The following is a 25,036-nucleotide window of genomic DNA, read 5'->3' as shown; positions in this document are numbered from 1 at the left end:
TCACATGGTCGTGCGAGGTTGAGGGTCCCGCCACCTGACGGGACCCTCAACGGACCTCAGGCAGTGGCCTCCTGCAGCTGAGGAGTCCGGCCGGCGGGCCGTGCCAGGCCGTAGTGGTCGCGCAGCGTCGTGCCGGTGTACTCGGTCCGGAACAGACCACGCGCCTGCAGGATCGGGATCACCTCGTCCACGAACGTCGTGAGGCCGGACGGGAGCACCGGCGGCATCACGTTGAAGCCGTCGGCCGCACCGGCCTCGAACCAGTGCTGGATCGCGTCCGCGACCTGCTCCGATGTACCCGTGAACGTGCGATGCCCGCGCCCGCCGCCGAGCCGGCCGATCAGCTCGCGGACGGTCAGGTTCTCGCGCCGGGCGAGCGTCACGATCAGCGTGTACCGGCTCTTGGCACCCTCGATCTCGTCCTCGTCCGGGAGATCCGCAGGGAGCTGCTGATCGAACGGTAGGTCCTCGGGGTCGACCCGCAGCGTCTTCGCGAGCTGCAACCGCGCGTACTCCGGCCGGATCAGCTCGTCCAGCCGCTGCTCCAAGCGCTGGGCCTCCTCGACCGTGGATCCGATCACGGGCACGATCCCCGGCAGGATCTTGATCGTCTCCGGATCCCGCCCGAGCGCCGCCGTACGCGCCTTCAGGTCCCGATAGAAGTCCTGCGCGTCCTCCAGGGTCTGCTGCGCGGTGAACACCGCCTCGGCGTACCGCGCCGCCAGTCCCTTGCCGTCCTCGGAAGAACCGGCCTGAACGATCAGCGGGTGCCCCTGCGGCGATCGCGGCAGGTTGAGCGGCCCGCGGACCTGGAAGTGCCGGCCGACGTGGTCGATCGGCTGCACCCGCTCCTGGACCGCCCAGACACCCTCGGCCTTGTCCGCGATCGCGGCATCGTCCTGCCACGAGTCCCAGAGCTTGTACGCGACCTCGAGGAACTCCGCCGCGCGCTCATACCGCTCCGCATGCGCCGGCTGATCGGCCAGATTGAAGTTGCGCGCCGCCTCCGGACCAGCCGTGGTGACCACGTTCCAGCCCGCACGCCCACCGCTCACGTGGTCCACGCTGGCGAACCGCCGCGCCAGGTTGAACGGCTCGTTGTACGTCGTGGACGCCGTGGCGATCAGCCCGATCCGGGAAGTGGCCGCCGCGATCGCGGTGAGCAGCACGGTCGGCTCCAGCGAACCGGCCGGACGCCGCCCGACGTTGCCGAACAGCACCGGCGAGTCCGCGAAGAAGATCGAGTCGAACTTGCCCCGCTCGGCCAGCTGCGCCAGGGCCTGGTAGTGCGCCACCGAGGTGTTCGCGAACGGATCGCTCTCCGGCAGCCGCCACGACGCCTCGTGGTGCCCGGTGCTCATCAGGAACGCGTTCAGATGCAACTGCCTACTCATACCGCAACTCCTAGAGCGTCGAGAAGCCGCGAGCGAACCGCGGCGAATCCTGGATCGGCCGCACTCCGCGGCGCCGGCAACGTGATGGTCTCCTCGGCGACGATCCGGCCCGCGTCGAGCACGATCACCCGATCGGCCAGCACGATCGCCTCGTCGACGTCGTGCGTCACCAGCAGTACGGCGGGTTGGTGCGCCGCGCACAACTTCCGCAGCAAGACGTGCATCTTCAACCGGGTCAGCGCGTCCAACGCACCGAACGGCTCGTCGGCGAGCAACAGCTCCGGCTCCCGCACCAGGGACCGCGCCAACGCGACCCGCTGCTGCTCACCACCGGACAACTCGTTCGGCCAAGCCTTCTCCCGGCCGGCCAGCCCGACCTCTTCGAGGCTCTTCCGCCCGCGCTCGTCCGCGCCGCCCAGGCCGAGCACGACATTCTCAAGTACTCTTGCCCACGGCAACAACCTGGAGTCCTGGAAGACGACCGAGACGTTCTCCGGTACGGCGAGCTCACCGGATCCGTCGACGTCGTGATCCAGGCCGGCCAGCGCCCGCAGCAACGTGCTCTTACCGGATCCGCTCTTGCCCAGCAGGGCGACGAACTCACCCGGTTCGATGGCCAGGTCCAGTCCGTCCAGTACGGCGCGGTCGTCGTACCGGCGTACCAGGTCGCGGACTTGAACGGTTACGAGGCCAACGTTCGTCGCCATGACAGGGCCCTCCTCTGGATCAGGCGGACGACCGCGTCGGACAGCAGGCCGAGGATGCCGTAGACGACCAGGCCGACGATGATGATGTCGGTCTGCCCGTACGTGCGGGCCAGTTCCATCATGTAGCCGATGCCGCTGGTGGAGTTGATCTGCTCGACGACGACCAGCGACAACCACGCGCCGGTGACCGCGAACCGCAGCCCGAGCAGGAACCCGGGCAGTGCGCCAGGCAGCACCACGCGCCGGACGAACTCCCACTGGGACAGTCCGACGGTCTGCGCGAGTTCGACGTACCGGCTGTCGATGGTGCGCAGGCCGTTGTGGGTGTGGATGTAGATCGGCACGAACACCCCGAGCAGGATGGTGACGATCTTCATCGACTCGCCGATGCCGAGCCAGAGGATCAGCAGCGGCAGCAGTGCCAGCGACGGGATCGCGCGCTTGATCTGGATCGGCCCGTCGAGGACCGCCTCACCGAGCCGGGACAGTCCGGAGATCAGCGCGAGGACCACGCCCAGCACGATGCCGAACGCGAGACCGATCAGGGCCCGCTGCGCGGACGTCCACAGGTTCGACTGCAGGCGGCCGTCGGCGATCAGGTCGCCGGCCGTGGTCACCACGGTCCACGGCGCGGACAGTACTCGTTGGTCGATCCAACCGGTGGCGGAGCCGATGCTCCAGACCACCAGCAGCAGCACCGGCCCGATCGCGGCCCCGAACCTGATCGGCTTGCCCGGTCCGAGACGCCGGCGCCGTACGACGGGGGCCGAGGCCGTGCGCGGCCGCAGTCCGGGCAGCGTGGTCGCACTCATTTGGCGCCTCCCTTGATCGCGTCCGCGGCGACGCTCTGGAACCGCAGGTCGTACAGGTCCTTGGCCTGGATCACCTTGTTGCCGGTCTCCTTGGCGAGCAGCTCGATGGTCTGCTGCTGACGCTCGATCGCGTCGCTCCAGTCGGCGCTGATGTCCGGGTGCCCGGCGTTGTCGACGAGCCACTGCCCGTCAGCCTCGGTCAAGCCCTGGTCCTTCACGTAGTACCCCTGGATCCATTCCTTCGGGTGCTTGTCGATCCAGTCCTGCGCGACGCCCCACGCGGCGACGTACGCGCGGATAGCAGCGGCTTTCGCCGGGTCCTCGAGGGACTCGACCGGGCCGTAAAGGTGGCCGGCGTCGTCGCGCAAGCCATGGGCGATCGTGCTGGCCCCGTCCTTCCCGTACTTCGCCAGGTAGCGCTTGATCTGTACGCCGCCGATCGGGGCGACGTCGACCTGCTTGCCAGAGAGCGCGTTCGAGTAGACGTCACCCGTGCTCGGCAGCTCGACCAGCTTCACGTCCTCCTTGGTCAGGCCGGCCTTCTGCAGCACCTTGAGGACCAGGGCACCTTGTGCCTGACCGGGGCTGTACGCGATCTTCTTCCCGCGCAAGTCGCCCAGCGTCTTGACCGAGACGCCCGGCGCGATGCCCAGCTGGTAGATCGGGTGGTTCAGCGGGTCCTTGCGGAACTTGGAGGCGACGATCTTGACCTGCAGGCCGGTCCAGGTCGCGTGGATCGGCGGGATCTCGGCGACCGAGCCGAGGTCGAGGGCGTGCGCCCGGAACGCCTCGGTGGTCTGCGGACCGCCGCTCAGGTTGGCGAACTGGACGAACTTCGAGACCTTGTCGAGCTGACCGGACAGCTTGAGCGCGACTTCGGTGGCGGGGTCGCCGACCACGATCTTCGTGCCGTCGGGGACCGAGGTCGGCAGCGGAGCGTCCAGCGAGAGCTTGGCGGCGCCGTCGGCGGCCGCGTTGCCGCTGCAGCCGGTGACGAGCGCGAGCAGGGCGAGGGCGGAGTAGAGGCGTTTTCTAGACATGGTGGGCTTTCGCGTAGCGGCCGTCGTGGTAGAGCAGCGGCTCGTGCTCACGACGTTCGGTGTGGGTGGCCAGGCGGGCGACGACCAGGTAGTGGTCGCCGACGGCGAAACGGTGCGCGATCTGCGCGCGGAGGAAGCTCGGGGCGTCGTCGAGCGCGGGTTCGCCGGTGGCCAGCCGCGACCAGCGGGTCGGTTCGGCGAAGCGGTCGATCCCGCTGGTGGCGAACCGGCCGGCGATCGCGTGCTGGTCGGCGGACAGGAAGTTGATCACCACGCTGCTCGCCGTACTCACGGTCGGCCAACTGGAGGCGCTGGTCGCGATCGCGAACGAGACCAGCGGCGGCAGCAGGCTGATCGAGACCAGCGAGGTCGCGGTGAAGCCGACGGGGCCGTGCCCGGAGTCCGCGGTGATCACCACGACGCCGGCGGCGTGGCGACGGAACACGGAGCGGTAGACGTCGGCGTCCACGATCCGCTCCTCGGAACGGTCAGGTACTACGGCCAGGGCAGGACGGTTCAGGGCAGGTACAGACATGTCTCTCCCTCGGAACGGGGCAGGGACCACAGGTGATGTGAGGCGTGATCAGACAGGCCTCATGCAGGCGGCAGCAAGAGAACGGGTCACCGACAGGTGGCGCTCGCCGTCCGCAGCAGGTCGATGACGCGACGGCGGGTGAGGAGTGTCGTCGTCATGTCAGCTATCTTCGCACCAATGTCTATCGGCTAACTAGACAATCTCGGGATCCGGACTCACACCCGACAGGCGCCGTGCGTTCTACTTACGTGATGACTCGGGAGAAGGTCGGGTTGCCGCCGTTCCAGGCGCTGATCGACGCGCACTGGCGGGACGTCGCCAGGCTGGCGCGGGCGATGGCCGGTCAGGACGGCGACGACGTCGCGCAACGCGCCTGGGAGAAGGCGTATGCGGCATATCCGGAGCTGACCTCGGCGAAGAACCTGCGCAGCTGGCTCCTCACCATCACCGCCCGGTGCGCGACCGACGTACACCGGGCGCGGAAACCGCAGCGCCCGCTGGACGAGGCGCCGCCGGTCGCGGTCGACGGACCGGAGGCCACGGCTTGGCCGGACCCCGACCTGTGGCAGGCGGTCAACGAACTCCCGGAGCGGCAACGCTTCGCGATCACGCTCAAGTACGTCGGCGACCTGGACCACCACGGCGTGGCCGCCGCTCTGGATACCACGCCCGCCGCGTCACGCCGGCTCGTCAGCGACGCGCTGGCGACCCTGCGCACGAAACTCGGAGTACACGATGACTGACCTCGAGAGCCGGCTGACCCGGCTCGACACCACTGACCTGAAACCACCCGTCCTGCCCGACGCCGACGTCGCCTACACACTGCACGACACCCCGATCGGGACTCTCCTGCTCGCCATCGCGAACGGCCGGGTCGTCGCCAGCTCGTTCGGCGACGAGGAGACGATGACCGCGCGGCTCGCCCGGGCCGTGTCCCCGCGGGTACTACGGCAGCCTCGGCCGCTGGACGACGTACGACGGCAACTCGACGAATACCTGTCAGGTAGCCGTCACGCCTTCGATCTGGAGGTGGACCTCGCGCTGGCGACGCCGTTCCAGCGGCTCGTGCTGACGGATCTGCCGACACACACCAGGTACGGCGCCACGACGACGTACGGAACCGTTGCCGCCGACATCGACAGGCCCAAGGCGGCGCGCGCGGTCGGTACGGCGCTGGGCGCGAACCCGGTCTGCGTCGTACTGCCCTGCCACCGGGTCGTCGGCGCGAAAGGCGCCCTCACCGGGTACGCCGGCGGACTCGACGCAAAACGATTCTTGCTGAATCTCGAAGCAAAAAGCTGAGTTTTCCGGAATTTCCGGTAATGGATTTACACTCGATGAAATAAGGAGCAGATCCCCAATGTGGAGTGGGGATCTGCTTCTTTGCTTCCCCTTACCTGCAAGGGATCCGGGACTGTCTTCGAATCGAGAAACTGACACGTCAGAGATTCGAGGTTGGTCGTCGTACTAGTCGGTTGCCGGCTGGTGGATCTCGAGGATGAGTCGGCGGCGGCCGCCCCAGTCGCGTTTGTAGACCTTGTAGTCCGTGATGCCGGCGGCCGCGCAGAGGCGGCCGTAGCTGATCTCGTCGTGGATGAAGTGCACGCTGCTGCGGTCGTCGTCGTGCTCGGTGGTGACGATCCGGTGCTCCGGACCCTGCCGCATCCCGTTGGCGATCTCGGCCGCGGTCGCCGGTCCCCAGACCGGGCCCTCGATGATCGCGATCCCGCCCGGCTTCAGCACCCGGGAGATCTCGCAGATCGTGGAGATCTGCTCGTCCTCCGCGAACAGCTCGTGGAACGCCGTCCACAGGCAGATCACCGCGTCGAACGAGTCCCACTTGTACGGCAGATCGGTCATCGAGCCGATCGCCCAGTCGATCGCGAGGTCCTCCTCGGCGGCCCGGGCGCGAGCGGCCTCGAGCAGGTTCGGCGAGATGTCCAGCCCGCGCACGACCTTGCCGGCGCGGCGCAGCGGCAGCGCGACCCGTCCGTACCCGCAACACAGGTCGAGCACCGACTCGCGGCCCTCCAGCAGCTCCTCCACCGCCTTGACGATCAGCGCGTCCCGCTCAGGCGACGTACGCGCGGCCAGTCCGTCGGCACCGAGTTCCGCATACTCGGCCCGACTACGCAGTGCGGAGTTCAGCATGACCGCCAGTATTCCGCGTGCTCCGGGTCAGTTGTCCAGCAGGGCGAGCTTCCTGTAACGCCTGACCGTTGGCCGGCACTGACCTGCTGAACGGTCTGTGTTGCGAGGGGGAATGCCCGTGGCACGACGCCGCGCTCGTCCGCGTGCCGCTGTTCCTGCTAGCACTGCTAGCGGTTCGCGGAGTACCGGCGTACCTCGCGGTGCGGACGCTGGGAGCTCGCGCGACGGCCGCGACCGCGCTGCTGCAAGCGACGTCGCTGCCGTTCATCGTGACGGCGACGCAGATCGGCGTGGCGACGGGGCTGATGACACCGGTCACCGCCGCCGCACTGGTCTGCGCCGGGCTGCTGTCCGTGCTCGTGTTCCCGGTGGTCGCTCTCGCCCTGCTCAGGCAGCCTGCCGGCGACCGATCCGGCCGAGAAGCACAGCAGCCACCATCGAGACGATGATCGAGGTGTACGTCGCGCCGAGCCAGGTAGGGACGGGGTGGTCGTTGAAGAGGGCCTGCTGGACCTTCGTCCAGAACGGGGACCAGCCGGAGACGGTTCCGGGGTTCACCAACTGGTACGCGACGAAGCCGATCAGCCACGCGGCGGTCGGTTGCCAGCGGAACTTCGCCGTACCGGAGACGTCCCACTTCATCTTGCTGACCACGAAGAAGTCCGCGATCGCGACCGCGAACAACGGGATGAAGACCGAGCCGATCAGGTACAGGAACTGGGTGTAGTTGCCCAGGTCGATGAACAGCGCGATACCGGTGGCGATCACGCCGATCGCGACCGAGATCCAGCGGCGATCGACGTGGCCGATCAGATTGTGTGCGGACTGCGTGGTCGAGTAGACGTTCGCGTACGCCTCGTCGACCTCGTCCACCAGCAGTACGAGCAGCGCGATCGCACCCGCGGGCAGTGTGACCAGTGCGGTGATCACGTCGTCGCTGTTGGTCTGCAGCGTTGCCACAGCGACGACACCGAGCGCGTAGTACGCGATCGCCGCCAGGCCGTAGCCGAGTGCGGACCCGGAGAACGCGGCCTTGTTGGTCCGGGAGTGCCGCGTGTAGTCAGCCGCCAATGGCGCGAACGACACGACACCGGCAGCGGCCAGGTCGACGGCCGGCCAGAAGCCGAACACACTGTCCTGCGGCAATGCGTGCGTCGGCTTGCTGAGCACCTGCACGAACAGGTACACCGACGCGAGCAGCACCAGCCAGACCATGAACTTCCGCAGGATCTTCACGCTGCCGAGCGGACGGACCGCCATCGCGGTGGCGATGATTCCGGCGAGTACGACGAACAGCCAGCGCCACCGCTCACTCGTGACCGCGACCGCGGCCTGCGAGATCACGATGATCTCCATCGTCGCCCAGCCGACGTTCTGCGCGATGTTCAGCACGGTCGGCGCGATCGAACCGCGGCGGCCGAACAGACCGCGCAGACTCGCCATCGCGGGCGCACCCGTGTGCGACCCGAACACGGCGGCACCGCCGAGCACCAACGCGCCGATGCCACAGCCGACGACCACAGCGAGCAGCCCCTGCCAGAGCGAGCCGGTGTACGCCGCCACGAGCGCACCGGTCACCGGGCCGAACAGCGAGATGCCGAAGTTGCCCCAGAGCGTGAACTGATCGAAGAAACCGAGCGTGCGTGGCGCATCGGTGGTGAGGACGAGCGGCGCCTCGGTAGTACTGGCAGGACGAACAGCTGTGTCGGTCATGAGTGACCCCACTCCCTACGCCGGCATTACCCGGTCAGGTTCAGGCGGTCGGCGACCCAGCTGTCGCCCTCTCAGCCCGCGCATCCTCGGTGCGAGCTCCCGCATAGGTTTGTGCTGATAAGTCTAACTCGTCAGCTACTGTGCGGAAGAGCGGCCGCCCGTTCTATGAGCGCTGCCAGCTCCGGCCCGTTCGTCACGACCGGCATGTGCGCCCCGGAGTCCAGCGTGCGGGCCTCGCCGTGGCTGAGTTCCGCGAGCCGTTCGACCCATTCCGCCGTACACAGCAGGTCGTGCCGGCCGCGGACCAGAACCACCGGCGCTTGCACGTGGGGCATGACTGCGGCCAGGTCGTGGTGTCTCGACGCTTCGCCGGCGCGGGCGATCGACGGCAGCGTCGTACGGGCGTATTGCGGACTGATCCGGACCAGCTTCGGCGCGTCCGGGATGGCGGAACCGACGAGCCGGACCGCGCGGTCGACCCAACTCGAGAGCCGGATGTCGCCGGTCGGGGCGGCGAGCACGAGCGCGTGGGCCAGCTCGGGGTAGCGGATCGCCAGCTCGACGACGATCTGACAGCTCGCCGAGTGGCCGACCAGCACGGACCGCTCGCGGATCTTCCCGGCAAGCGCTACCGCGAGGGCACGGGGGTGCAGGTCCTCACGGGTGCCCGCCGGTTCGCCGTACCCGGGCAGAGTGACCACGTGGTACGGCGTGACGAGGTGTTCGACCGTCCGCGCGTACGACTCCGGGCCGAGGCCCAGGCCGGGCACGAGGACGATAGGTGCGTTCACTCCCAGGGAGCCTTGGCAGGAGCGCCCTTGACGACAGGGTTCGGTACGTCGGGCTTCAGCTCGCGGTACCCGAGGAAGAGACCGACGGCGAGGATCAGCAGGCCGAAACCACCCCAGCCGTACGCCGTGGGCAGCCGGTGGACCGCATCGTCGCTGGCACCGAGACCTGTGGACAACACCATGAGCAGCCAGACCAGGATCGGGATGACGGACACTGCGACGAGGAGCAGACCGGCCAGCTCGGCCGGGTCGGGCCGGCGACCGAACTTGTGGCGGGCCAGCACGTCGCGGATCCACATCACCAGCGCGGCAGTGCCGACGACCACGAGCAGCAGTTGGCCGATCGCGTCGAGCACGTCCGTGCGGAGTGGGTGATTGAGCGGCGAGCCGGGCGCCTGGGAGATCTCACGGAGGGCGACGCGCTGGACGGAGACAACCAGTAGCCCGTAGATCGCGGCGATGAACGCGGCCAGGCCGACGACCCGAGCGGCCCGCGGGTCACGCGAGTGCTCCTCGCGGCCGTACGTCGGGAGCTCATGCGGCTGCGGGCTCGCCGGAGCGCCGTACGGTGCACCGGGACGGTAGGCCGGGGGCTGGTGGTACGCCGGGTTGCCCTGCGGCGGTGGCTGCGTTCCGTAGGCCTGCGGCGGCGCATACGGGAACTGCTCAGGCGGGGTGGGCTGACCAGCGCCGTACGTGCCGCCGCCGTACGGCGTGGGTGGCGCGTAGTGATGCTCCTCGCCGGATCCCTGCTGCTCGGGCTGCTCGTCCCTGCCGTACGTCGGGAAGTCCTGTGATGACATCGCCTGCTCCCTCCCGTCGTACCCAGTTTCTCAGGTGGCCTTGATCGTCGGCCAGGCGTTCGGCAGGCAGCCGGCCAGACCCTTGGTCTGCTGCATCATCACCGGCGCGGGGGTCTTCGGGGTCGTGCAGGTCGAGTGCCCGTGGCCGAGCGCGTGCCCGACCTCGTGGTTGACCAGGTAGCTGCGGTACAGGTCGACCTGCCCGTTGTACGCCGGGATCGCGTAGAGCCACCGCTTCGCGTTGAGCACGACGCGGTCCTCGACGCGGCAGGAGACCTCACCGCCGGTGTCGAGCGGCAGACAGAGCTTGTCGGTCAGGGTCGGCGTCGCGAGGATGATCCGGAGGTCGGCGTCGACGCTGTCCGTCCGCTCGAAACTCACCTCGTGCACCGCCTGCCAGCCGCGCGGGTCCGTCAGCGTCTTGTGGATGGCCGCCGCGACCGCGGCACCGTTCACCGACACGCCCTGCTCGATCTCCACGCGGTACGTCATCTTGTCGCGCACACCGGTCGCCTTGTTGAACCCAGGCACCACAGCAAGCTTCCCGGTCGACACCAGGACGTTGGGCTTCGCACCCTTCGGCTTGCGCGTCAGGGTCGGTGCCGGTCGCAACGGAGTGGTGAACTTCTGCGTCGGCGTGGCAATCGGAACCGGCGTCGTCTTGGGCGTGACCGAGGTCACCGGCTCTTCCTGAGCAACCTCGTTGACCCCTGCAACCGCCTGCGCCGCCAGGCTGTTGCGGTGCGCGACATCCGGGTGCGCCACCACCACAGTCCCCAGCACCGCCAACGCAGTCACTACAAGCCACTGCCCCTTGTACGACTTCCGCCGACTGTGCCGCCCACTCCGCCGACGCCCAGACGTGTGTCCGCGCTGGCCGCTCCGCCGGGTGGTCATGACAGTCGACCCTACCGATACCTGCCAGAGCACGAAAGCCCGGTTTCGTTAAGCCGTCCTCGTCCGCAGGAATTTCCCGAAGTGCGGGACGGTGAAGGCGACGGTGCCGCGTTCGGCCGAGAAGACCAGGCCTTTCTTGATCAGGCCGTCGCGGGCGGGGGAGAGGGACTGGGGTTTGCGCTTGAGGGTGTTGGCGACCTCGGCGGTGGGGACGGAGCCGTCGTCGACTCCGATGCCGAGCTCGGCCATGGCGCGCATGTACTCGCGCTCCGCGGGGGTCGCGCGTTCGTAGCGGGAGCCGAAGAAGCCGACGGTCAGCTCGGCGGACGCCTCGGGTCCCGCGACGGCGACGTCCTTGATGGTGATGGGTGAGGCCGGCGCGTGGTCCCAGGTCGAGTGCGCGAACGCCTGCACGAAGTACGGGTATCCGTCCGTCTGCGCGTACAGCTCGTCCAGCGCCTCCTCGTCGTACTGCACGCCTTCGCTCTCCGCCGGCACCATCAGCGCCCGGTCGCACGCCTCCCGCGCCAGGCGGTCCACACGGATGTAGCGGAACAGCCGCTCGGAGTACGACTTGCTGGCCGACAGTACGGCGGGCAGATGCGGCAGGCCCGCGCCGACGACGACCAGCGGCGCGCTCTGCTGCGAGATCTCGTGACACGCGGCGCACAGCGCGGACAGGTCGTCCGAACTGATGTCCTGCATCTCGTCGATGAACAGCCCGACCCCGACCGTCAGGTCACCCGCCAGGTCCGCGGCGTCGGTGAACAGCTCGATCAGATCCATCTCCAGGTCACCGGAGTCGGCTCGGCCCTTTGCGGCGGCCACGTCCACCGGCGGATGCCAGCGGATCCCCTTCCGGTCGTTCGCCGCCGTACGCAACGCGAAGGCCTTCAGTACGGCGCTGAACTGGTCGACCTTTTCGTCGTCGCGGTGCCGGTGCCCCAGCTCCCGCATCGCGGTGTGCAGCGCCTGCGCGATCGGCAACCGGATGCTCTGGTCCGGTCGCGCCTCGATCTTCCCGGTGCCCCACGCCCGCTTGATCGCCTGCGAGCGCAGTGTGTTCAGCAGAACCGTCTTACCCACGCCCCGGAGGCCGCTGAGCACCAAGCTCCGCTCCGGTCTGCCTGCCGCGACCCGTTCGAGCACCACCTCGAACTGCCGCACCTCGGTGTCGCGTCCGGCCAGCTCAGGCGGCCGCTGACCGGCGCCGGGCGCATAGGGATTCCGGATCGGATCCATGCTTTCACTGTATGAGGCCGTCTAGCGTTTTCCGTAGATTGACCGATCGACGGGCAGAGCGTGTCGCGACAGCTGTCTACAGCTTTCTAGTGAAATGACTAGAAAGCGATAGACAGCACGAGCGACCTCGGGAGCACTAGGGTTCCGCCATGGTGGAGTGGGTGCCGCAGGCAGGCGCGTTGTACGAGCGGGTGCACCAGCAGTACGTCGGCGGCGCACGCAAGCTCGAGGCGCTGATCAACGAGCTGATCGGTGAAGAGGAAGGCATCAACTACCTGACCGCCACCGCGCGGGCCAAGGATCCCGAGTCGTTCCTCGCGAAGGCGTCGAAGCCGCATCCCGACGACCCCACCAGACCCAAGTACGACGACCCGCTGAACCAGATCACCGACCTGGTCGCGGCCCGTGTCATCACGTTCCTGGTGGAGGCGGTGGACCGGGTCTGCGAGGTGATCGAGGAAGAGTTCGAGATCGTCGAGCACACCGACATGGGCGCGCACACCCGGGCGCAGGGCGTCTTCGGGTACGCCAGCAAGCACTACCTGGTCCGGCTGAACGAGCACCGCCGGGAGCTGCCGGAGTACGCCGTACTGAAGAACCTGGTGATGGAGATCCAGGTCCGGACGGCGGTCCAGCACGCGTGGGCCGAGTTCGAGCACGACATCCGGTACAAGCTGGACATCCCGCCGGACCGCAAGCCCGAGTTCGACCGGCGGTTCCTGCTCGCCGCCGCGTTGATGGAGCTCGCCGACAACGAGTTCACCGAGATCGACCGGCTGTACCGCGAGCTGGCCGCGACCGCGTCGGACAAGGCGCCGTTGGACCTCACGACGGGCACGCTGACGACGTACCTGACCCGCCGCTACCCGGACGCGCCGCACGCAAAGACCACGCACTACGCCTGGATCCTGGGCATCCTGCACCGCCTCGGCATCACCACGGAGGAGCAGCTCACCGAACTGCTCACAGGTATCGACAGCGAAGCAGTGCAGGCAGCAATGACGCACCGGGCCCCGGCCGGCACAGTACGACGCCTCGACGACGACCTACTCGCCGCCAAGGGACCTGTCTACCTGGAGCTGTTCCCCGATGAGGAGCGCCGGCAAAAGATCCTCCGCGGCCGCCTCAAGGCCCTGACCCGCGCCGGGCTGGTCGAGAGCTAGCGGCAGTAATCCAGCTTGACCACGTTCCCGTCGAAGGTCCGAGCACCGGTCAGCGTCAGACCCTGCCGCGACGACAACCCCTCGAGGATCGACGGTCCATGTCCCAGCGCCACCGGGTGCACGTAGATCTCGTAGGCGTCCACCAGGTCCCGATCGGCCAGTGCGGTGACCAGCTGCGGGCTACCGATCACATAGAGGTCGCCATCGGCGGTCCTGCGGTACTCCTCGAGCGCATCGAGCTCGCGGACCACGGTCGTGTTCCAGTCCGCGGACTCGAGTGTCCGCGAGAACACCAGCTTCGGCATCTCCGTCCAGACCTTGCCGTACTCCACCAGGAACGGCGCCCCTTCGGCGGTCGGCCAGTACCCGGCCATGCCGTCGTAGGTGTTCCGCCCGTAAACGAACATCCCCGCGGTCCGGTGTACGTCGACGAAGTGCGCGTGCAACTCGTCCTTCACCTGCATCCAGTCGAGTGCGCCGCCTTCCGCCGCTACCCGGCCGTCCAGCGACGCCTGCACCGACACCACGATCTTGTTGTTTGTCATGTCACCTGGTCGGAGCAGCACCGGGATCTTTGACAAGCGCCTCCGCGGTACTGCGAGCCCAGCGGCTCGTGGTGATCACGCCGAGGACAAGGACCAGGGCTCCGCAGCCCGCGATGATGTACCAGCAGAGCTCGGCGGCGCTGACGAAACCTGTTTCGAAGGAGCCGACCAGGCGAGCGGTGAGGACGGTGCCGGCGACAGCGACGCCTAGGGAGGCGCCGACCTGGCGGCTGGTGGAGGCGATGGCTGCGGCTACACCTGCCTGGGCCCGTGGCATGCCGGAGACGGCGGCATTGGTTATAGGTGCGTTCAGCATGCCGAAGCCGAGTCCGAAGACCAGGTAGCTGATCAGCAGATGCACGGTGGCGGTAGTCGTGGTCAGCCGGGACAGAAGCAGGCCGGACGCCGTCAGCATGGTGCCGGCCACCACTAGTGGTACCCGCGGACCTCTGTGACCGACCAGCCAACCGGACACCGGTGCGAACACCACGGTCATCGCAGCCATCGGCAGCGTGAGCAGACCGGCGTGCAGCGCGGTGAAACCACGCACCGACTGCAGATAGAGCGAGTTGAGGAACAGGAACGCCGACAGCGCCGAGAACCCGCACACCGCGATCAGCGTGGCACCGGAGAACGGTGCACTCCGGAAGAATCGTGGCTCCAGCAGCGGCTGCTCCCGACGACGTTCGTAGTACACGAGCGTCGCCAGTGCGACCAAGCACACGACGAAGCATCCGATGATCAGCGGCGACCCCCACCCGGCGGACCGGCCCTCGATGATCCCGTACGTCAGACCACCCAGCAGCAGTACGACGAGCACCTGCCCGATCGGATCCATCCGCCGCGGCACGGCGGCCCGCGACTCGGGCACGAAGAACGCAGTCATCAGTACGGCGGCCACCGCGACCGGCACGTTGATCCAGAAGATGAAACGCCACCCGGCCGCGTCCACGAGCGACCCGCCGACGACCGGCCCGACCGCCATGCTCAGCCCGACCACACCGCCCCACACGCCGATCGCCTGCGCACGCTCGCGCGGATCCGTGAAGGTGTTCGTGATGATCGACATCGCCACCGGGTTCAGCATCGACCCGCCGACGGCCTGCAGCACCCGGAACGCGATCAGCAGGTCGACGCTCGTCGCGACTCCGCACAGCAACGACCCGATCCCGAAGAGCACCAGCCCGACCTGGAACGTCCGTCGCCGCCCGACGCGGTCCGCCGTCGACCCGGAGACCATCAGCAGACTGGCCAGCACCAGCGTGTAGGCGTCGATCGTCCACTGCAGCTTCGCGACGGAGGCCCCGAACTCGGACCGGATCGCCGGCAGCGCCAGGTTCACGATCGTCGAGTCCAGACCGACGATGAACAGGCTGGAGCAACAGATCGCCAGCACCAGCAGCCGCCGCCCCCGCGTCAGCTCCTCCACCCGGCTCCCTTCGTCTGTTGAAGACTTTACTACCGGGTCTGGAAACGGTTCCCGGGTGTCCGGGAAAACGGTTTGACGGACTGTCGGCGGGGCCGCCTAGGCTTGATCTGTTCGCCTGGTCAGGTGCCTTCTTTCCACCCCTCTATGCCTCCTTGTGAGACGTCATGTCTTTGCGCCTTGTCCCGTTCGCCGATCCGGGTGTGCCCGACACCCGATCCGGCCTCCGACTCATCCTCTGGCTGGAGCACCAGCAACTGCGTGGGCAGGCCCTCGCAGTGTTCTGGGGCCTCGTGTACTTCGGCGGCATCGCCGCCGCTCCGGTCGCCGTGGGTCTCGCCGTTCAGGCGGCGATCGACCTGTCCTGGCCCAAGCTGATGCTGGCCGGTGCCCTGCTGCTCGCCTTCGGCGCGGCCAAGGCCGGCGCCGACTCGTACTTCCACAAGGCCGTGGTGACCAACTGGATCAGTACGGCGTCCCGCCTGCAGCAGCTGCTGTTCCGCAAGGCCGCGGAGCTGGGCTCGCTGCTGACCCGCCGGATCGCGGCCGGCGAGGTGGTCGCCGTGAGCAGCGGCGACGTCGAGAAGATCGGCTGGTTCGTCGAGGTCCTCGGCCGGTTCGTGGCCGCGCTGCTGACCTGCTTCGCGGTCGTGATCGGCCTGCTGTTCTACGAACCGCAGCTCGGTCTGGTGGTCGCGGTCGCCGTACCGGTGCTCGCGTTCTCGATCGTCCCGCTGATGGGTCCCGCGGAGCGCCGGGCGGACGAGCAGCGGGCCAAGGGCGGCCGGGCCACGGAGCTGGCCGCCGACACCGTCGCCGGTCTGCGCGTGCTGCGCGGTATCGGCGGTGAGCAGCTGTTCCTGGAGCGGTACCGGGACGCCTCACAGGAGTACCGGAGCAGTGCGGTCCGCAGTGCCCGGATGTGGTCGCTGATCGCGGCCCTGCAGGTGCTGCTGTTCGGGCTGTTCCTGGTGCTCGTCGTCTGGATGGGTGTCCGGCTGGTGACGTCCGGCCACATCTCGGTCGGCGAGCTGGTCACGACATACGGCTTCATCACGTTCATGCTGGTGCCGCTGCAGACGTTCGAGGAGACCGCGAGCGCGTTCATCTTCTCGAAGGTGTCGGCGCGCCGGGCCGCGCGCGTGCTGTCGTTGCAGCGGACCGACGCCACCAAGGGGACCGCTGCGGCCCAGCTGCCGGAGGGCGACGTGCTCGACCCGGTCACCGGGCTGCATGTCCCGGCCGGAAGCTTCACCGCGGTCGTCTGCGGCAACCCGGATCAGGGCGGTCTGCTGGCCGACCGTCTGGGTGGCCACAGCCCGTCAGCCACGGACGAGGCGTCCGTGCTGCTCGACGGCGTCGCGCTGGACGACATCCCGCTGGAGTCGGCGCGCACCGTCGTACTCGTGCAGGACAAGGACCCGGTCCTGTTGTCCGGGACGGTGCGCGAGCTGTTCGACGTACCGGCCAGTGGTGCGGTCTCACCCGAGACAGCACTGGACGCGGCGCAGTGCGCGGACATCCTCGACGTACTGCGGCAGACGCTGCCTGCTGGTGAGTCCGACGCCATGAACGCGGTGCTGACCGAGCGCGGCAGGTCCCTGTCCGGTGGCCAGCGGCAGCGGGTGGCGTTGGCTCGCTCGCTGTACGTCGACCCGCAGGTGCTGGTGCTCGACGAGCCGACCAGTGCGGTCGACGCGCACACCGAGGCGCGGATCGCGGACGGTCTGCAGTTGCTGCGCGCCGGCCGGACCACGGTGGTGTTCACGTCCAGTCCGCTGATGTTGGACCGGGCGGAGCGCGTCGTGTTCGTGCCGGAAGGCCGCGTCGACGCGGTCGGCACGCACCACGAGCTGCTGCACACCAACGCGCGGTACCGCGCCGTTGTGACCCGTGAAGAAGAACCGACGTTCGAGGAGTTCGCGTGAAGCGCCCGGAGTACGACCCGGCAGCCCCGCAGGAGGTAGTGCGGCTCCCGGTGGCCAGTAGCGCGACCGTCCGTGCCTACATCAAGGAGCTGTTCCGCCGGCACCGGCGCCAGTTCCTGTGGCTGACGCTGGTGAACGCGATAGCGGCCCTGAGCGGCATGGTCGGGCCGTGGCTGCTCGGCAACGTCGTACAGAAGCTCTCCGAGGGCCACACCGACGTCGACCTGCCGTACGTCGTGATCGGCTTCGTCATCGCCCTCGCGGTGCAGACGGTGTTCGTACGGCTCACGCGCCTGCGCGGAGCAGTGCTCGGCGAAGAGATGCTCGCGGATCTCCGTGAGGACTTCCTGGTCCGCGCGGTCGGACTGCCGCCGGGCGTGCTGGAGCGCGCCGGGACGGGTGATTTGCTGTCCCGGATCACCACGGACATCGACCGGCTGTCGCACGCGATGCGGGATGCCGTACCGCAGCTGACGATCGCGATCATCTGGGCGTCGCTGCTGATCGGCGCGCTGATCGTGACCGCACCGGCCCTGGCTGTGGCCGTGGTGATCGCGGCGCCGATCCTGATCATCGGCGGCCGGTGGTACTTCCGCCGTGCACCAGCGGGATACCGGTCGGAAGCGGCCGGGTACGCCGCGGTCGCGTCGGCGCTGGCCGAGACGGTCGACGCCGGCCGGACCGTCGAGTCGCACCGGCTCGGTGCCCGCCGGATCGCCGGTGGCGACACCCGGATCGGCCAGTGGGTCGCCTGGGAGCGGTACACGCTGTACCTGCGGATGATCCTGTTCCCGGTGATCAACATGACCCACACGGTCGCGTTGGCCGCCGTACTGGTCATCGGTGGCGGTTTCGCGATCCAGGGCTGGCTGACGGTCGGTGCGCTGACCACAGGTGCGCTGTACATCCAGATGCTCGTCGAGCCGGTCAACATGATGATCCGCTGGTACGACGAGTTGCAGGTGGCACAGGTGTCGTTGGCGCGGCTGGTCGGCGTCCGTGAGGTGGAGACCGAGGCGACGACGAGCGAGGACGAGCCGGACGGGCGGACGGTGCTGGCCGACGACGTGCGGTTCGGGTACCTGGAGGGCCGCGACGTACTGCACGGGGTCACGTTGACGGTCGAGCCAGGGGCGCGCGTGGCGCTCGTCGGGCCGTCCGGTGCGGGCAAGTCGACGCTGGGTCGTTTGCTGGCCGGCATCTACTCGCCACGCGTCGGTGACATCACCTTGGGTGGTGCGGCGCTGGACCGGATGTCAGCCGAGCAGGTGCGTAGTCACGTTGCCCTGGTCAACCAAGAGCACCACGTGTTCGTGGGCAGCGTGCGGGACAACCTGCGGCTGGCCAAGCAGGACGCGTCCGACGCGGACCTGTGGGCGGCACTGCGGTCGGTCGACGCCGACGGCTGGGTGGCCGGGTTCGACAACGGGCTGGACACCGAGGTGGGTTCCGGTGGGGTCTCGCTGACACCGGCGCAGGCGCAGCAGGTCGCGCTGGCGCGTCTGGTGCTTGCTGACCCGCACACGCTGGTCCTGGACGAGGCGACCTCGTTGATGGACCCGCGCGCGGCCCGGCACCTGGAGCGGTCGCTGGCGACCGTGCTGGAGGGCCGGACCGTGGTGGCGATCGCGCACCGGCTGCACACCGCGCACGACGCCGACGTGATCGCAGTCGTCGAGGACGGCAAGATCGTCGAGCTGGGCGGCCACGACGAACTGGTGGACGCCCAAGGCGCGTACGCCGCGCTCTGGCACTCCTGGCACGGCGACCGATGACGGGCGGGGGTGTCCGGCGGAGCACCGTCGGACACCCCCTGGTCATGTGAGGATGAAGGCGTGCTGCTGACGACGCTCTTCTCTCTGCCCACCACCATGGCCCTGGACGTCGACGACGACGGCCGCATGCTGGTCCTGTACGACGACACCGGCACCCGTCAGGTCAACGAGGTCGACCCGGACGGCACCTGGCGTGCACTCACCGATCTCGACGACACGTGCCGCGGCGCCCGGTTCGTTCCGGGTAGCAGCCGCGTGGTCGTCGAGCACGACACAGGCGGCGACGAGCGCGGTCAGCTGTCGCTGCTCGACCTCGACGAACCCGGTCTGCCCACACTGACCCCACTGGTCCACGACGCCGAATACATCCACCACCTCGTCGCAGCTCGGGCCGGCAGTGTTCTCTACACGACGAACCGCCGCAACGGCGTGGACTTCGACCTGGTCACCCATGACCTGGCCACCGGCCGCGAGACCGTCCTGTACGACGGCGGCGGTTGGGTGATGGGCGTCGACCCGTCGCCGGACGACAAGTGGGTCGTCCTCTCGAAGGCGAGCAGCCCGGCGAACTCGAGGCAACTGCTCCTGCTCGAGACATCGAGCCGCACCGTCACCGAGCTCACCGCGGAGGACGCGCACAACGACCAAGGGCCGGTCGCCTGGCTGCCCGACTCGTCCGCGTTCCTGGTGTCGAGCAACGCCGACCGCGACCGGATGGCGATCCGCCGGTACGACGTCAGCACCGCAGCGTGGAGCGAACTGCTGGCAGACGACGACCGCGACCTCGCCGGGTGGCCCTCACCGGACGGCGAGCACCTGTTGATCGGCGTACTGGAGGACGGCGAGGTCGCCCTGGCGCTGCATCGGCTGGAGGACGGGTCGGCGATCGCTCCGGTCGGCCTGCCCGCCGGTGGCTGCGCGGGGCTGCAGTACGCCACCCCGGACCCGATCTGGTCGCCGGACGGCTCGTTCGCGGCGATCACCTACAACTCCCCGGCGGTCCCGCCGACCGTGTACCGGTTCGTGCCGGGCGGTGAATTGACTGCGCTACGCCCGGTGGAGGTTCCGGCTGAGCTGCAGCACCCGGAGAGCATGCGCGTTCCGTCGTTCGACGGAGAGCAGGTGCCGGTGTTCGTGTTCCGGCCGACCGATCCGAGCCTGGGGTCCACCGTGGTCCATGTGCACGGCGGTCCAGAAGGCGCCGCGATGCGGATCTGGAGCCCGATCATCTCGGCGCTGGCCGGTGAGGGCCACACAGTCGTCGTACCGAACGTCCGCGGTTCGGCCGGCTACGGCAAGCGCTGGTACTCGCTGGACGACCGTGAGCTGCGGCTGGACTCGGTGAAGGACCTGGCCGCGATCAACGCGTGGCTGCCGACGATCGACGGCGACCCGCAGCGTGCAGCGCTCTGGGGCGGTTCGTACGGCGGGTACATGGTGCTGGCCGGTGTCGCGTTCCAGCCGGACCTGTGGGCGGCCGGCGTGGACATCGTCGGAATCGCTTCGCTGGTGACGTTCCTGGAGAACACGTCGGACTACCGCCGGGCGATGCGGGAGCGCGAGTACGGGTACCTGGCGACGGACCGGGAGTTCCTGGAGTCGGCGAGTCCGCTCAGCCGGGTCGACGACATCCGGGCGCCGCTGTTCGTCATCCACGGTGCCAACGACCCACGGGTCCCGTTGTCGGAGGCAGAGCAGATCACGGACGCTCTGACGAAGCGCGGCGTGCCGTGCCAGCTGCTGGTCTACCCGGACGAGGGCCACGGTCTGGCCAAGCTCACGAACCGCCTGGACGCGTACCCGCAGGCGTTCAGTTTCCTACGAGACCACTTGGGATAAGGGACCCGGCGGTCGCGTCGAGCCGTACCGGCAGTCCCAGCGGTACGGCGAGGTTCAGCGCCTCATGTCCGATCGCCGCATCCTCCACCGTCGGTACGCCGAGTGGCTCGAGCCGCTCACGGATGGTGTCGTCGAGTCCCTCGCCGCCCTTGCTGAAGTTACCGATGACCAGACCGGTCACCTGCTCGAACCACCCGGCACGCAGCAGCTGAGTAAGCAGCCGATCGGCTTGGTATGCCTCCGCGTTGACCTCTTCGAGTACGACGACACCCACCGGCGGCGCGTAGGTCGGCGTACCGATGCTTGCCGCCAGCAACGCCAGGTTGCCTCCGCGCAGCAGACCCTCGGCGACGCCGTTCATCACAGTGCGTGCCCCAGCTGGTGCGAGCAGGTCTGTGACCGTCTCTGGCTCGAACAGGAGCGCCCGCAGCCGTTCACGCCCTGCATCTGTGTCCAGCTGCTCCACAGCAGCAGCCATCGGCCCGTGCAGCGTCACGAGACCACGTGCGTTCAGCGGCTCGTGAAGCGCGGTGATGTCACTGAACCCGACGAACCACTTCGGTACGGCGACCAGCTCGTCGACGTCGACGTACTCGAGCATCCGCTGCACGCCGTACCCACCACGTGCGCAGAACACCGCGGCGTACCGCGGGTCCAGCCAGGCGTTCCGCAGGTCTTCTGCACGGGCCTTGTCGTCGGCCGCCAGGTACTTGAACCGGTCGTGCCCGGCCAGCACCGACGGCATCACGTCCACCTCGAGGCCCCAGGACCTGAGGTGGACCACTCCGGCGTCGAGCCGCGAAGCGTCCACCCGCCCCGACGGCGCCACTACAGCAACCCGGTCCCCGCTCCGCAGCCGCTGCGGCACCACCACGTCAGTCACGCCGCCGACGCTACCAACCGACCTGCAGCGTCGAGCTCTTGGAGACCCCGTTCACCGTTACACCCAGCTGGGCCGTGCCAGGGTGTAGTGCGGTCAACACGCCGGTGGACGGGTCATAGGAGGCGACTGCCCAGAACGGGGCCGTCTTCGCGGGACCGATGTGCAGGGTGGACGAGCCCCACCAGTCAGCCGACACCGGGAACGCGACCGGTACCCGACGGCTCTCCTGTACGACGGTCGCTGCGGCCGTGCCGGTCTCACCGCGACGCAGGGATGTCGGCGCGGTCAGCTCGAGGGAATCGACGTGTGGTCGCAGCTCGACCTGGAACCATGGGTGCGCCGACGAGCTGGGTGTCGTCGCGATTCCGACCAGTGCCCAGCCTGTGAAGCCGCCGGCGTCCGGTGCCGCCGCGGGGCTCTTGCCGGAGTTGCCGGTCAGCGGGAGCAGTACGCCGTCGGTCCGGGTCGCGGCGAACGTGCCCGCGTGCGCCGCCATGTACGCCGCGCCCTTGCCGGTCGAGGCGCGGAAATCGGCCAGCCACTTCACGATCATCGCGGCTTCCTTGCGGTCACCGAGCTGCGAGTTCTGGGTCGGCGACGGGTCGTCGATCGGGTGGTGCGCCATCACGACGACGTTCCGGATCGTCTTGTTCGTCGCCGCGTCGTCGAGCTGCTTGCGGAGATCGAGGATCTGGTCGAATCCTCCGGCCCGCAGCGATCCGAGCGACGAGTCCCGCAGTACGAACCGGGTGCCCAAGTGGTCGAACGTGCTGGTCGCGTTGCCGAAGATCTTCTTCCACTCGGACAGGTCGCCCGGACCGTAGGTCTCGTGGTTGCCCGGCACGTAGTGCACCGGCACCTTGCCGGCCACCTCCTCGTCGATGATCTGCTTGGCCAGCGCGATGTCCGGGCCGAACGCACGGTCCACGAAGTCGCCGTTGATCACCAGGAACTCGGGCTTCTGGGCGAGCGCCTCGCGGATCGTCCGGCGGGCCTGCTTCACGTAGTCCGAGTTCGGGTCGTCGGAGGTGAACTGCGCGTCGGACATCACCGCGAAGCGCCAGCGACCGCTCGTGGTCACGGTCCCGTCGGTCACGACCATCGGGTCGATCAACTTCGCCGGCGGGTCCATCGTCACCGGCGGCGCGCTGCGGACAGTCAGATCGTCGACCACGATCCGGCCCGCGTACTGCCGAGTCGGCGAGGTCTCGACAACGTAGATCCGCCAGAAGCGCAGCGGCATCGCCAGCCCGGGCGGGATGTCCGCCTCGACGTACTTCCACCCGGTCCAGTCGACGGTGGGAGCCAGGTTGAGGGTCTGCGCCGTACCACCGGCGGCGTCGTACGCGTTGGCACGCAGCCAGGCGCCCTTGCCGTCGCCGTACACCCAGGCGCCGAGCTTCTGCGGCTGTCCCGGCAGCGTCTGCTGCGGAGTCTGCGAGAGGTACGCCGCGCGCGTGGCAGTGCTGCCCGTCAGCGAGTAGTCGAGCGCGATCGCCTGCCCGCCGTCATGCCCTTCCGCAGCGGACAGGGATGCCGTCGCCTTCCCGGCCGGTACGGCGTTCGCTGCCCACTTGGTGACGTCGTCGAGCTCGTCGACCACCGTGCTGGTCAGGCCGGCCGTGACGCTGAGCTGCGTGCTCAGTGTGCCGACGGTCGCGGTCACGACGGCCGAGACGGCCTCGCCGCTCACCGCGTTGACCTCGAAACCATTGCCCTTCGCAACGATCTTCACCAGTGCCGGGTCGTAGCTGAGCTTGACGTCGCGCGGCTCGATCCAGGTCGAGAACCCGTCGGCGTCGTACCCGTCGACCTCGAAGAAGCCCTTGGCGGCGGCGTCGGCGAGCGAGACCTGCCGGGTCGAGGGCGCCAGGCGGGTCGGCGTACCGAGGACTGTCATCGGGAACCTTCCGTTCGCCGCGCCACGGGTCGCGGTGACGATCGCGTCACCGGCGCGGCGGCCGGTGACCACACCGTTCTGGTCGACGCGGACGTTGCTGCCGGCGTACCAGAACGGCGTACCGGTCGCGGGAGCGTAGGTCTCGTCGTGGCCCGTGGCGGTGAGGACTCGACTGAGTCCGGTGAGGACGCGGGAGCTGCGGGAGAGGTCAGTGTCGGGGCTCTCCTCGGACGTGCCGACGGCCTCGACACGGAAGCCTTTGAGCTGGCCGGAGCCCTTGACCGGGACCAGGCCGAGTCCGTTCGGGATCAGCCGCTCGCCGCCGTCGGACGGGTCGTTCACGACCTCCGGCGCGGCCTTGCCCGGGGTCCGCGCGAGCATCGTGGAGGAGCCGCCGCCGTCCAGGTTGAGCGCGTCGTCAGCCCCGAGGCTGATCATCAGCTGGCCCATTTCCTTCAGCGACAGACCCCGCGAACCGGTCGCGCGGCCATCGACGGTGAGCAGGATCATCCGGCTGCCGTCGGCGTCGAACCCGATCGCGGTGCGCGGCGCGAGGTCGGCGTCGGGCACCGTGTCCGGAACCTTGCCGTCCTTCGCGAGCTGGTAGTTGCCGCTGACGGCGGCAGCCACCTCACCCGCGTCCGGGCGCAGGCCGTATTCGACGCCGACCTTGTCGCCCACCTCGAACGCGGTGAGCGCGTCGGCGCCGGCCTCGCGGCCGATCAGCGCCTGCTCGTTGGCTGCCAACGGGGTAGTGGCCGGAGTGGTGGCCGAGGAGACGACCACACCGTCGCGAAGGATCACCTCGCGCACGGTCGGCAGGCCGTCCACGGTCCGGGTCCGGGCCGCATCGCCCCACTCCGGGGTGTAGAGGCCGATGCCGCCGGCGTTGACGGTCGGCGAGTTGAGGTTGGTCAGCTCGAGCTTGGTGGCGTCGTCGGGTCGGCTGAGATCGGTCGCCGTACCTTGCAGAAAGAGCTCGGCGATCTTGCCGAGGCCGTCCTTGCCGATCACCGCGGTGTCGTTGTGGCCGGCGTCGGGCGCGTTCAGCAACTTGCCGGATTCGACCCCGACACCCAGTGGCGCTGTCGTGTCGTTGATGTCGAAGAAGTCGCCGTTGACGCCGGCGATCGCGCCCTTGCGGGCCAGTTGCTGACTGAGCGGCTGACCGCCGGAGACCTTGCCGGTGTTGACCAGGTCGACGGTCACACCGTGTTTGTCCAGGTCGGTGTCGAGGATGTCCCCGCGCTGCCAGCCCTTCGCGTCCAGACGCTCGAACGAGGTGTAGTTCACGCCTGGCGCGACCGGACTGTCGTCACGGGACGTCAGTACGCCGGTTTCGGCGATCGCGGCGTCCGGGATGCCTGCAGTCGTTTCGGCTGCAGCTGGACTGACCAGGACGCCGGCCAACAGGCCACCTACGCCGATCGCTGTGGTCAAGGGACGGATGAGCGACACAGGAGCCTCCCCACGGTGGACGGACGCGGTCATC

22 protein-coding genes and 1 riboswitch are annotated in these 25,036 nt (G+C 68.6%); of the genes, 7 read left to right on the top strand and 15 right to left on the bottom strand.

Annotation, left to right across the window (positions count from 1 at the left end; genetic code table 11):
- Positions 1–56: 56 nt before the first annotated feature.
- Genes EV137_RS18115 through EV137_RS18095 form a run of 5 tightly spaced genes read right to left on the bottom strand, consistent with a single transcriptional unit; the run spans position 57 to position 4,488 of the window.
- A complete protein-coding gene (locus EV137_RS18115) occupies positions 57–1,394 on the bottom strand; it encodes an LLM class flavin-dependent oxidoreductase (protein WP_134130088.1) in 1,338 nt (445 codons plus the stop codon).
- Complete coding sequence (locus EV137_RS18110) at positions 1,391–2,101, bottom strand: ABC transporter ATP-binding protein (protein ID WP_134130087.1); 711 nt, start codon at positions 2,099–2,101, stop codon at positions 1,391–1,393. Before EV137_RS18110 ends, EV137_RS18115 begins: the two co-directional genes overlap by 4 nt.
- Positions 2,077–2,913, bottom strand: coding sequence for an ABC transporter permease (locus EV137_RS18105; RefSeq protein ID WP_133997033.1), 837 nt, complete (start codon positions 2,911–2,913; stop codon positions 2,077–2,079). The genes EV137_RS18110 and EV137_RS18105 overlap by 25 nt, the downstream gene beginning before the upstream one ends.
- A complete protein-coding gene (locus tag EV137_RS18100; protein ID WP_133997030.1) occupies positions 2,910–3,953 on the bottom strand; it encodes an ABC transporter substrate-binding protein in 1,044 nt (347 codons plus the stop codon). The genes EV137_RS18105 and EV137_RS18100 overlap by 4 nt, the downstream gene beginning before the upstream one ends.
- Positions 3,946–4,488, bottom strand: a complete 543-nt coding sequence (locus EV137_RS18095) for a flavin reductase family protein (protein ID WP_133997027.1) — start codon at positions 4,486–4,488, stop codon at positions 3,946–3,948. Before EV137_RS18095 ends, EV137_RS18100 begins: the two co-directional genes overlap by 8 nt.
- A gap of 251 nt (positions 4,489–4,739) precedes the next feature.
- Here EV137_RS18095 and EV137_RS18090 point away from each other — a divergent pair, with 251 nt between their 5' ends.
- Positions 4,740–5,231: an RNA polymerase sigma factor gene (locus EV137_RS18090; protein WP_134130086.1), complete on the top strand. Its 492-nt coding sequence runs from the start codon at positions 4,740–4,742 to the stop codon at positions 5,229–5,231.
- Positions 5,224–5,790 carry a methylated-DNA--[protein]-cysteine S-methyltransferase gene (locus tag EV137_RS18085; RefSeq protein WP_134130085.1) on the top strand — a complete coding sequence of 189 codons (567 nt, stop codon included), beginning with the start codon at positions 5,224–5,226 and terminating at the stop codon, positions 5,788–5,790. The genes EV137_RS18090 and EV137_RS18085 overlap by 8 nt, the downstream gene beginning before the upstream one ends.
- Before the next feature lie 165 nt (positions 5,791–5,955).
- Here the strand turns inward: EV137_RS18085 and EV137_RS18080 are convergent, their stop codons facing one another.
- The gene (locus EV137_RS18080) at positions 5,956–6,639 is read right to left on the bottom strand and encodes a class I SAM-dependent methyltransferase (RefSeq protein ID WP_134130084.1); all 684 of its coding nucleotides are present in this window, start codon (positions 6,637–6,639) and stop codon (positions 5,956–5,958) included.
- Positions 6,640–6,707: 68 nt separating this feature from the next.
- Between EV137_RS18080 and EV137_RS18075 the strand changes: the two genes are divergently transcribed.
- Positions 6,708–7,088 (top strand): hypothetical protein, encoded by a 381-nt coding sequence (locus EV137_RS18075; RefSeq protein ID WP_202871029.1) that lies wholly within the window; start codon positions 6,708–6,710, stop codon positions 7,086–7,088.
- On the opposite strand, the gene EV137_RS18070 is transcribed toward EV137_RS18075, so the two are convergent.
- From EV137_RS18070 to EV137_RS18050, 5 genes are all read right to left on the bottom strand, one after another.
- On the bottom strand, positions 7,027–8,352 hold the full coding sequence (locus EV137_RS18070; protein ID WP_133997014.1) for a purine-cytosine permease family protein: 1,326 nt from the start codon (positions 8,350–8,352) through the stop codon (positions 7,027–7,029). The two genes, EV137_RS18075 and EV137_RS18070, sit on opposite strands and share 62 nt — an antisense overlap.
- Positions 8,348–8,465, bottom strand: a riboswitch (TPP riboswitch). It overlaps the preceding gene by 5 nt.
- Positions 8,466–8,483: 18 nt before the next feature.
- Entirely contained in the window at positions 8,484–9,143 is a 660-nt protein-coding gene (locus EV137_RS18065; protein WP_133997011.1) for an alpha/beta fold hydrolase, read from the bottom strand.
- Positions 9,140–9,946: a hypothetical protein gene (locus tag EV137_RS18060; RefSeq protein WP_134130083.1), complete on the bottom strand. Its 807-nt coding sequence runs from the start codon at positions 9,944–9,946 to the stop codon at positions 9,140–9,142. The genes EV137_RS18065 and EV137_RS18060 overlap by 4 nt, the downstream gene beginning before the upstream one ends.
- A 30-nt stretch (positions 9,947–9,976) precedes the next feature.
- Positions 9,977–10,843: a DUF3152 domain-containing protein gene (locus EV137_RS18055; RefSeq protein WP_134130082.1), complete on the bottom strand. Its 867-nt coding sequence runs from the start codon at positions 10,841–10,843 to the stop codon at positions 9,977–9,979.
- Between the two features lie 48 nt (positions 10,844–10,891).
- A complete protein-coding gene (locus tag EV137_RS18050) occupies positions 10,892–12,085 on the bottom strand; it encodes an ATP-binding protein (RefSeq protein ID WP_133783524.1) in 1,194 nt (397 codons plus the stop codon).
- A gap of 149 nt (positions 12,086–12,234) precedes the next feature.
- Between EV137_RS18050 and EV137_RS18045 the strand changes: the two genes are divergently transcribed.
- Positions 12,235–13,248, top strand: a complete 1,014-nt coding sequence (locus EV137_RS18045; protein ID WP_134130081.1) for a GTP pyrophosphokinase — start codon at positions 12,235–12,237, stop codon at positions 13,246–13,248.
- Here the strand turns inward: EV137_RS18045 and EV137_RS18040 are convergent.
- Positions 13,245–13,793 (bottom strand): dihydrofolate reductase family protein, encoded by a 549-nt coding sequence (locus tag EV137_RS18040; protein WP_133996997.1) that lies wholly within the window; start codon positions 13,791–13,793, stop codon positions 13,245–13,247. The two genes, EV137_RS18045 and EV137_RS18040, sit on opposite strands and share 4 nt — an antisense overlap.
- Before the next feature lies 1 nt (position 13,794).
- Entirely contained in the window at positions 13,795–15,222 is a 1,428-nt protein-coding gene (locus EV137_RS18035) for an MFS transporter (protein ID WP_134130080.1), read from the bottom strand.
- A 164-nt stretch (positions 15,223–15,386) separates the two neighbouring features.
- On the opposite strand from EV137_RS18035, the gene EV137_RS18030 reads away from it, so the two are divergent.
- The 3 genes from EV137_RS18030 to EV137_RS18020 are packed head-to-tail and all read left to right on the top strand — an operon-like array spanning position 15,387 to position 20,761.
- On the top strand, positions 15,387–17,147 hold the full coding sequence (locus EV137_RS18030; protein WP_134130079.1) for an ABC transporter transmembrane domain-containing protein: 1,761 nt from the start codon (positions 15,387–15,389) through the stop codon (positions 17,145–17,147).
- A complete protein-coding gene (locus tag EV137_RS18025) occupies positions 17,144–18,922 on the top strand; it encodes an ABC transporter ATP-binding protein (RefSeq protein WP_134130078.1) in 1,779 nt (592 codons plus the stop codon). The genes EV137_RS18030 and EV137_RS18025 overlap by 4 nt, the downstream gene beginning before the upstream one ends.
- Positions 18,923–18,982: 60 nt before the next feature.
- Positions 18,983–20,761, top strand: coding sequence for a S9 family peptidase (locus tag EV137_RS18020; RefSeq protein ID WP_238175400.1), 1,779 nt, complete (start codon positions 18,983–18,985; stop codon positions 20,759–20,761).
- On the opposite strand, the gene EV137_RS18015 is transcribed toward EV137_RS18020, so the two are convergent.
- Both EV137_RS18015 and EV137_RS18010 read right to left on the bottom strand, forming a co-directional pair.
- A complete protein-coding gene (locus EV137_RS18015) occupies positions 20,733–21,644 on the bottom strand; it encodes a S66 peptidase family protein (protein WP_134130077.1) in 912 nt (303 codons plus the stop codon). The two genes, EV137_RS18020 and EV137_RS18015, sit on opposite strands and share 29 nt — an antisense overlap.
- A gap of 10 nt (positions 21,645–21,654) precedes the next feature.
- Positions 21,655–25,002, bottom strand: a complete 3,348-nt coding sequence (locus EV137_RS18010) for a phosphodiester glycosidase family protein (RefSeq protein ID WP_238175399.1) — start codon at positions 25,000–25,002, stop codon at positions 21,655–21,657.
- Positions 25,003–25,036: the final 34 nt, after the last annotated feature.

It is taken from the genome of Kribbella pratensis, assembly GCF_004366075.1.
In the GTDB taxonomy this organism is placed as follows: Bacteria; Actinomycetota; Actinomycetes; order Propionibacteriales; family Kribbellaceae; genus Kribbella; species Kribbella pratensis.
This window is presented reverse-complemented; position numbering and strand designations above follow the sequence as displayed.

Coding starts and splice junctions, on each gene's coding strand:
- EV137_RS18115 (WP_134130088.1), bottom strand. CDS start 1,394: ATGAGTAGGCAGTTGCATCTGAACGCGTTCCTGATGAGCACCGGGCAC.
- EV137_RS18110 (WP_134130087.1), bottom strand. CDS start 2,101: ATGGCGACGAACGTTGGCCTCGTAACCGTTCAAGTCCGCGACCTGGTA.
- EV137_RS18105 (WP_133997033.1), bottom strand. CDS start 2,913: ATGAGTGCGACCACGCTGCCCGGACTGCGGCCGCGCACGGCCTCGGCC.
- EV137_RS18100 (WP_133997030.1), bottom strand. CDS start 3,953: ATGTCTAGAAAACGCCTCTACTCCGCCCTCGCCCTGCTCGCGCTCGTC.
- EV137_RS18095 (WP_133997027.1), bottom strand. CDS start 4,488: ATGTCTGTACCTGCCCTGAACCGTCCTGCCCTGGCCGTAGTACCTGAC.
- EV137_RS18090 (WP_134130086.1), top strand. CDS start 4,740: ATGACTCGGGAGAAGGTCGGGTTGCCGCCGTTCCAGGCGCTGATCGAC.
- EV137_RS18085 (WP_134130085.1), top strand. CDS start 5,224: ATGACTGACCTCGAGAGCCGGCTGACCCGGCTCGACACCACTGACCTG.
- EV137_RS18080 (WP_134130084.1), bottom strand. CDS start 6,639: ATGCTGAACTCCGCACTGCGTAGTCGGGCCGAGTATGCGGAACTCGGT.
- EV137_RS18070 (WP_133997014.1), bottom strand. CDS start 8,352: ATGACCGACACAGCTGTTCGTCCTGCCAGTACTACCGAGGCGCCGCTC.
- EV137_RS18060 (WP_134130083.1), bottom strand. CDS start 9,946: ATGTCATCACAGGACTTCCCGACGTACGGCAGGGACGAGCAGCCCGAG.
- EV137_RS18055 (WP_134130082.1), bottom strand. CDS start 10,843: ATGACCACCCGGCGGAGCGGCCAGCGCGGACACACGTCTGGGCGTCGG.
- EV137_RS18050 (WP_133783524.1), bottom strand. CDS start 12,085: ATGGATCCGATCCGGAATCCCTATGCGCCCGGCGCCGGTCAGCGGCCG.
- EV137_RS18045 (WP_134130081.1), top strand. CDS start 12,235: ATGGTGGAGTGGGTGCCGCAGGCAGGCGCGTTGTACGAGCGGGTGCAC.
- EV137_RS18040 (WP_133996997.1), bottom strand. CDS start 13,793: ATGACAAACAACAAGATCGTGGTGTCGGTGCAGGCGTCGCTGGACGGC.
- EV137_RS18030 (WP_134130079.1), top strand. CDS start 15,387: ATGTCTTTGCGCCTTGTCCCGTTCGCCGATCCGGGTGTGCCCGACACC.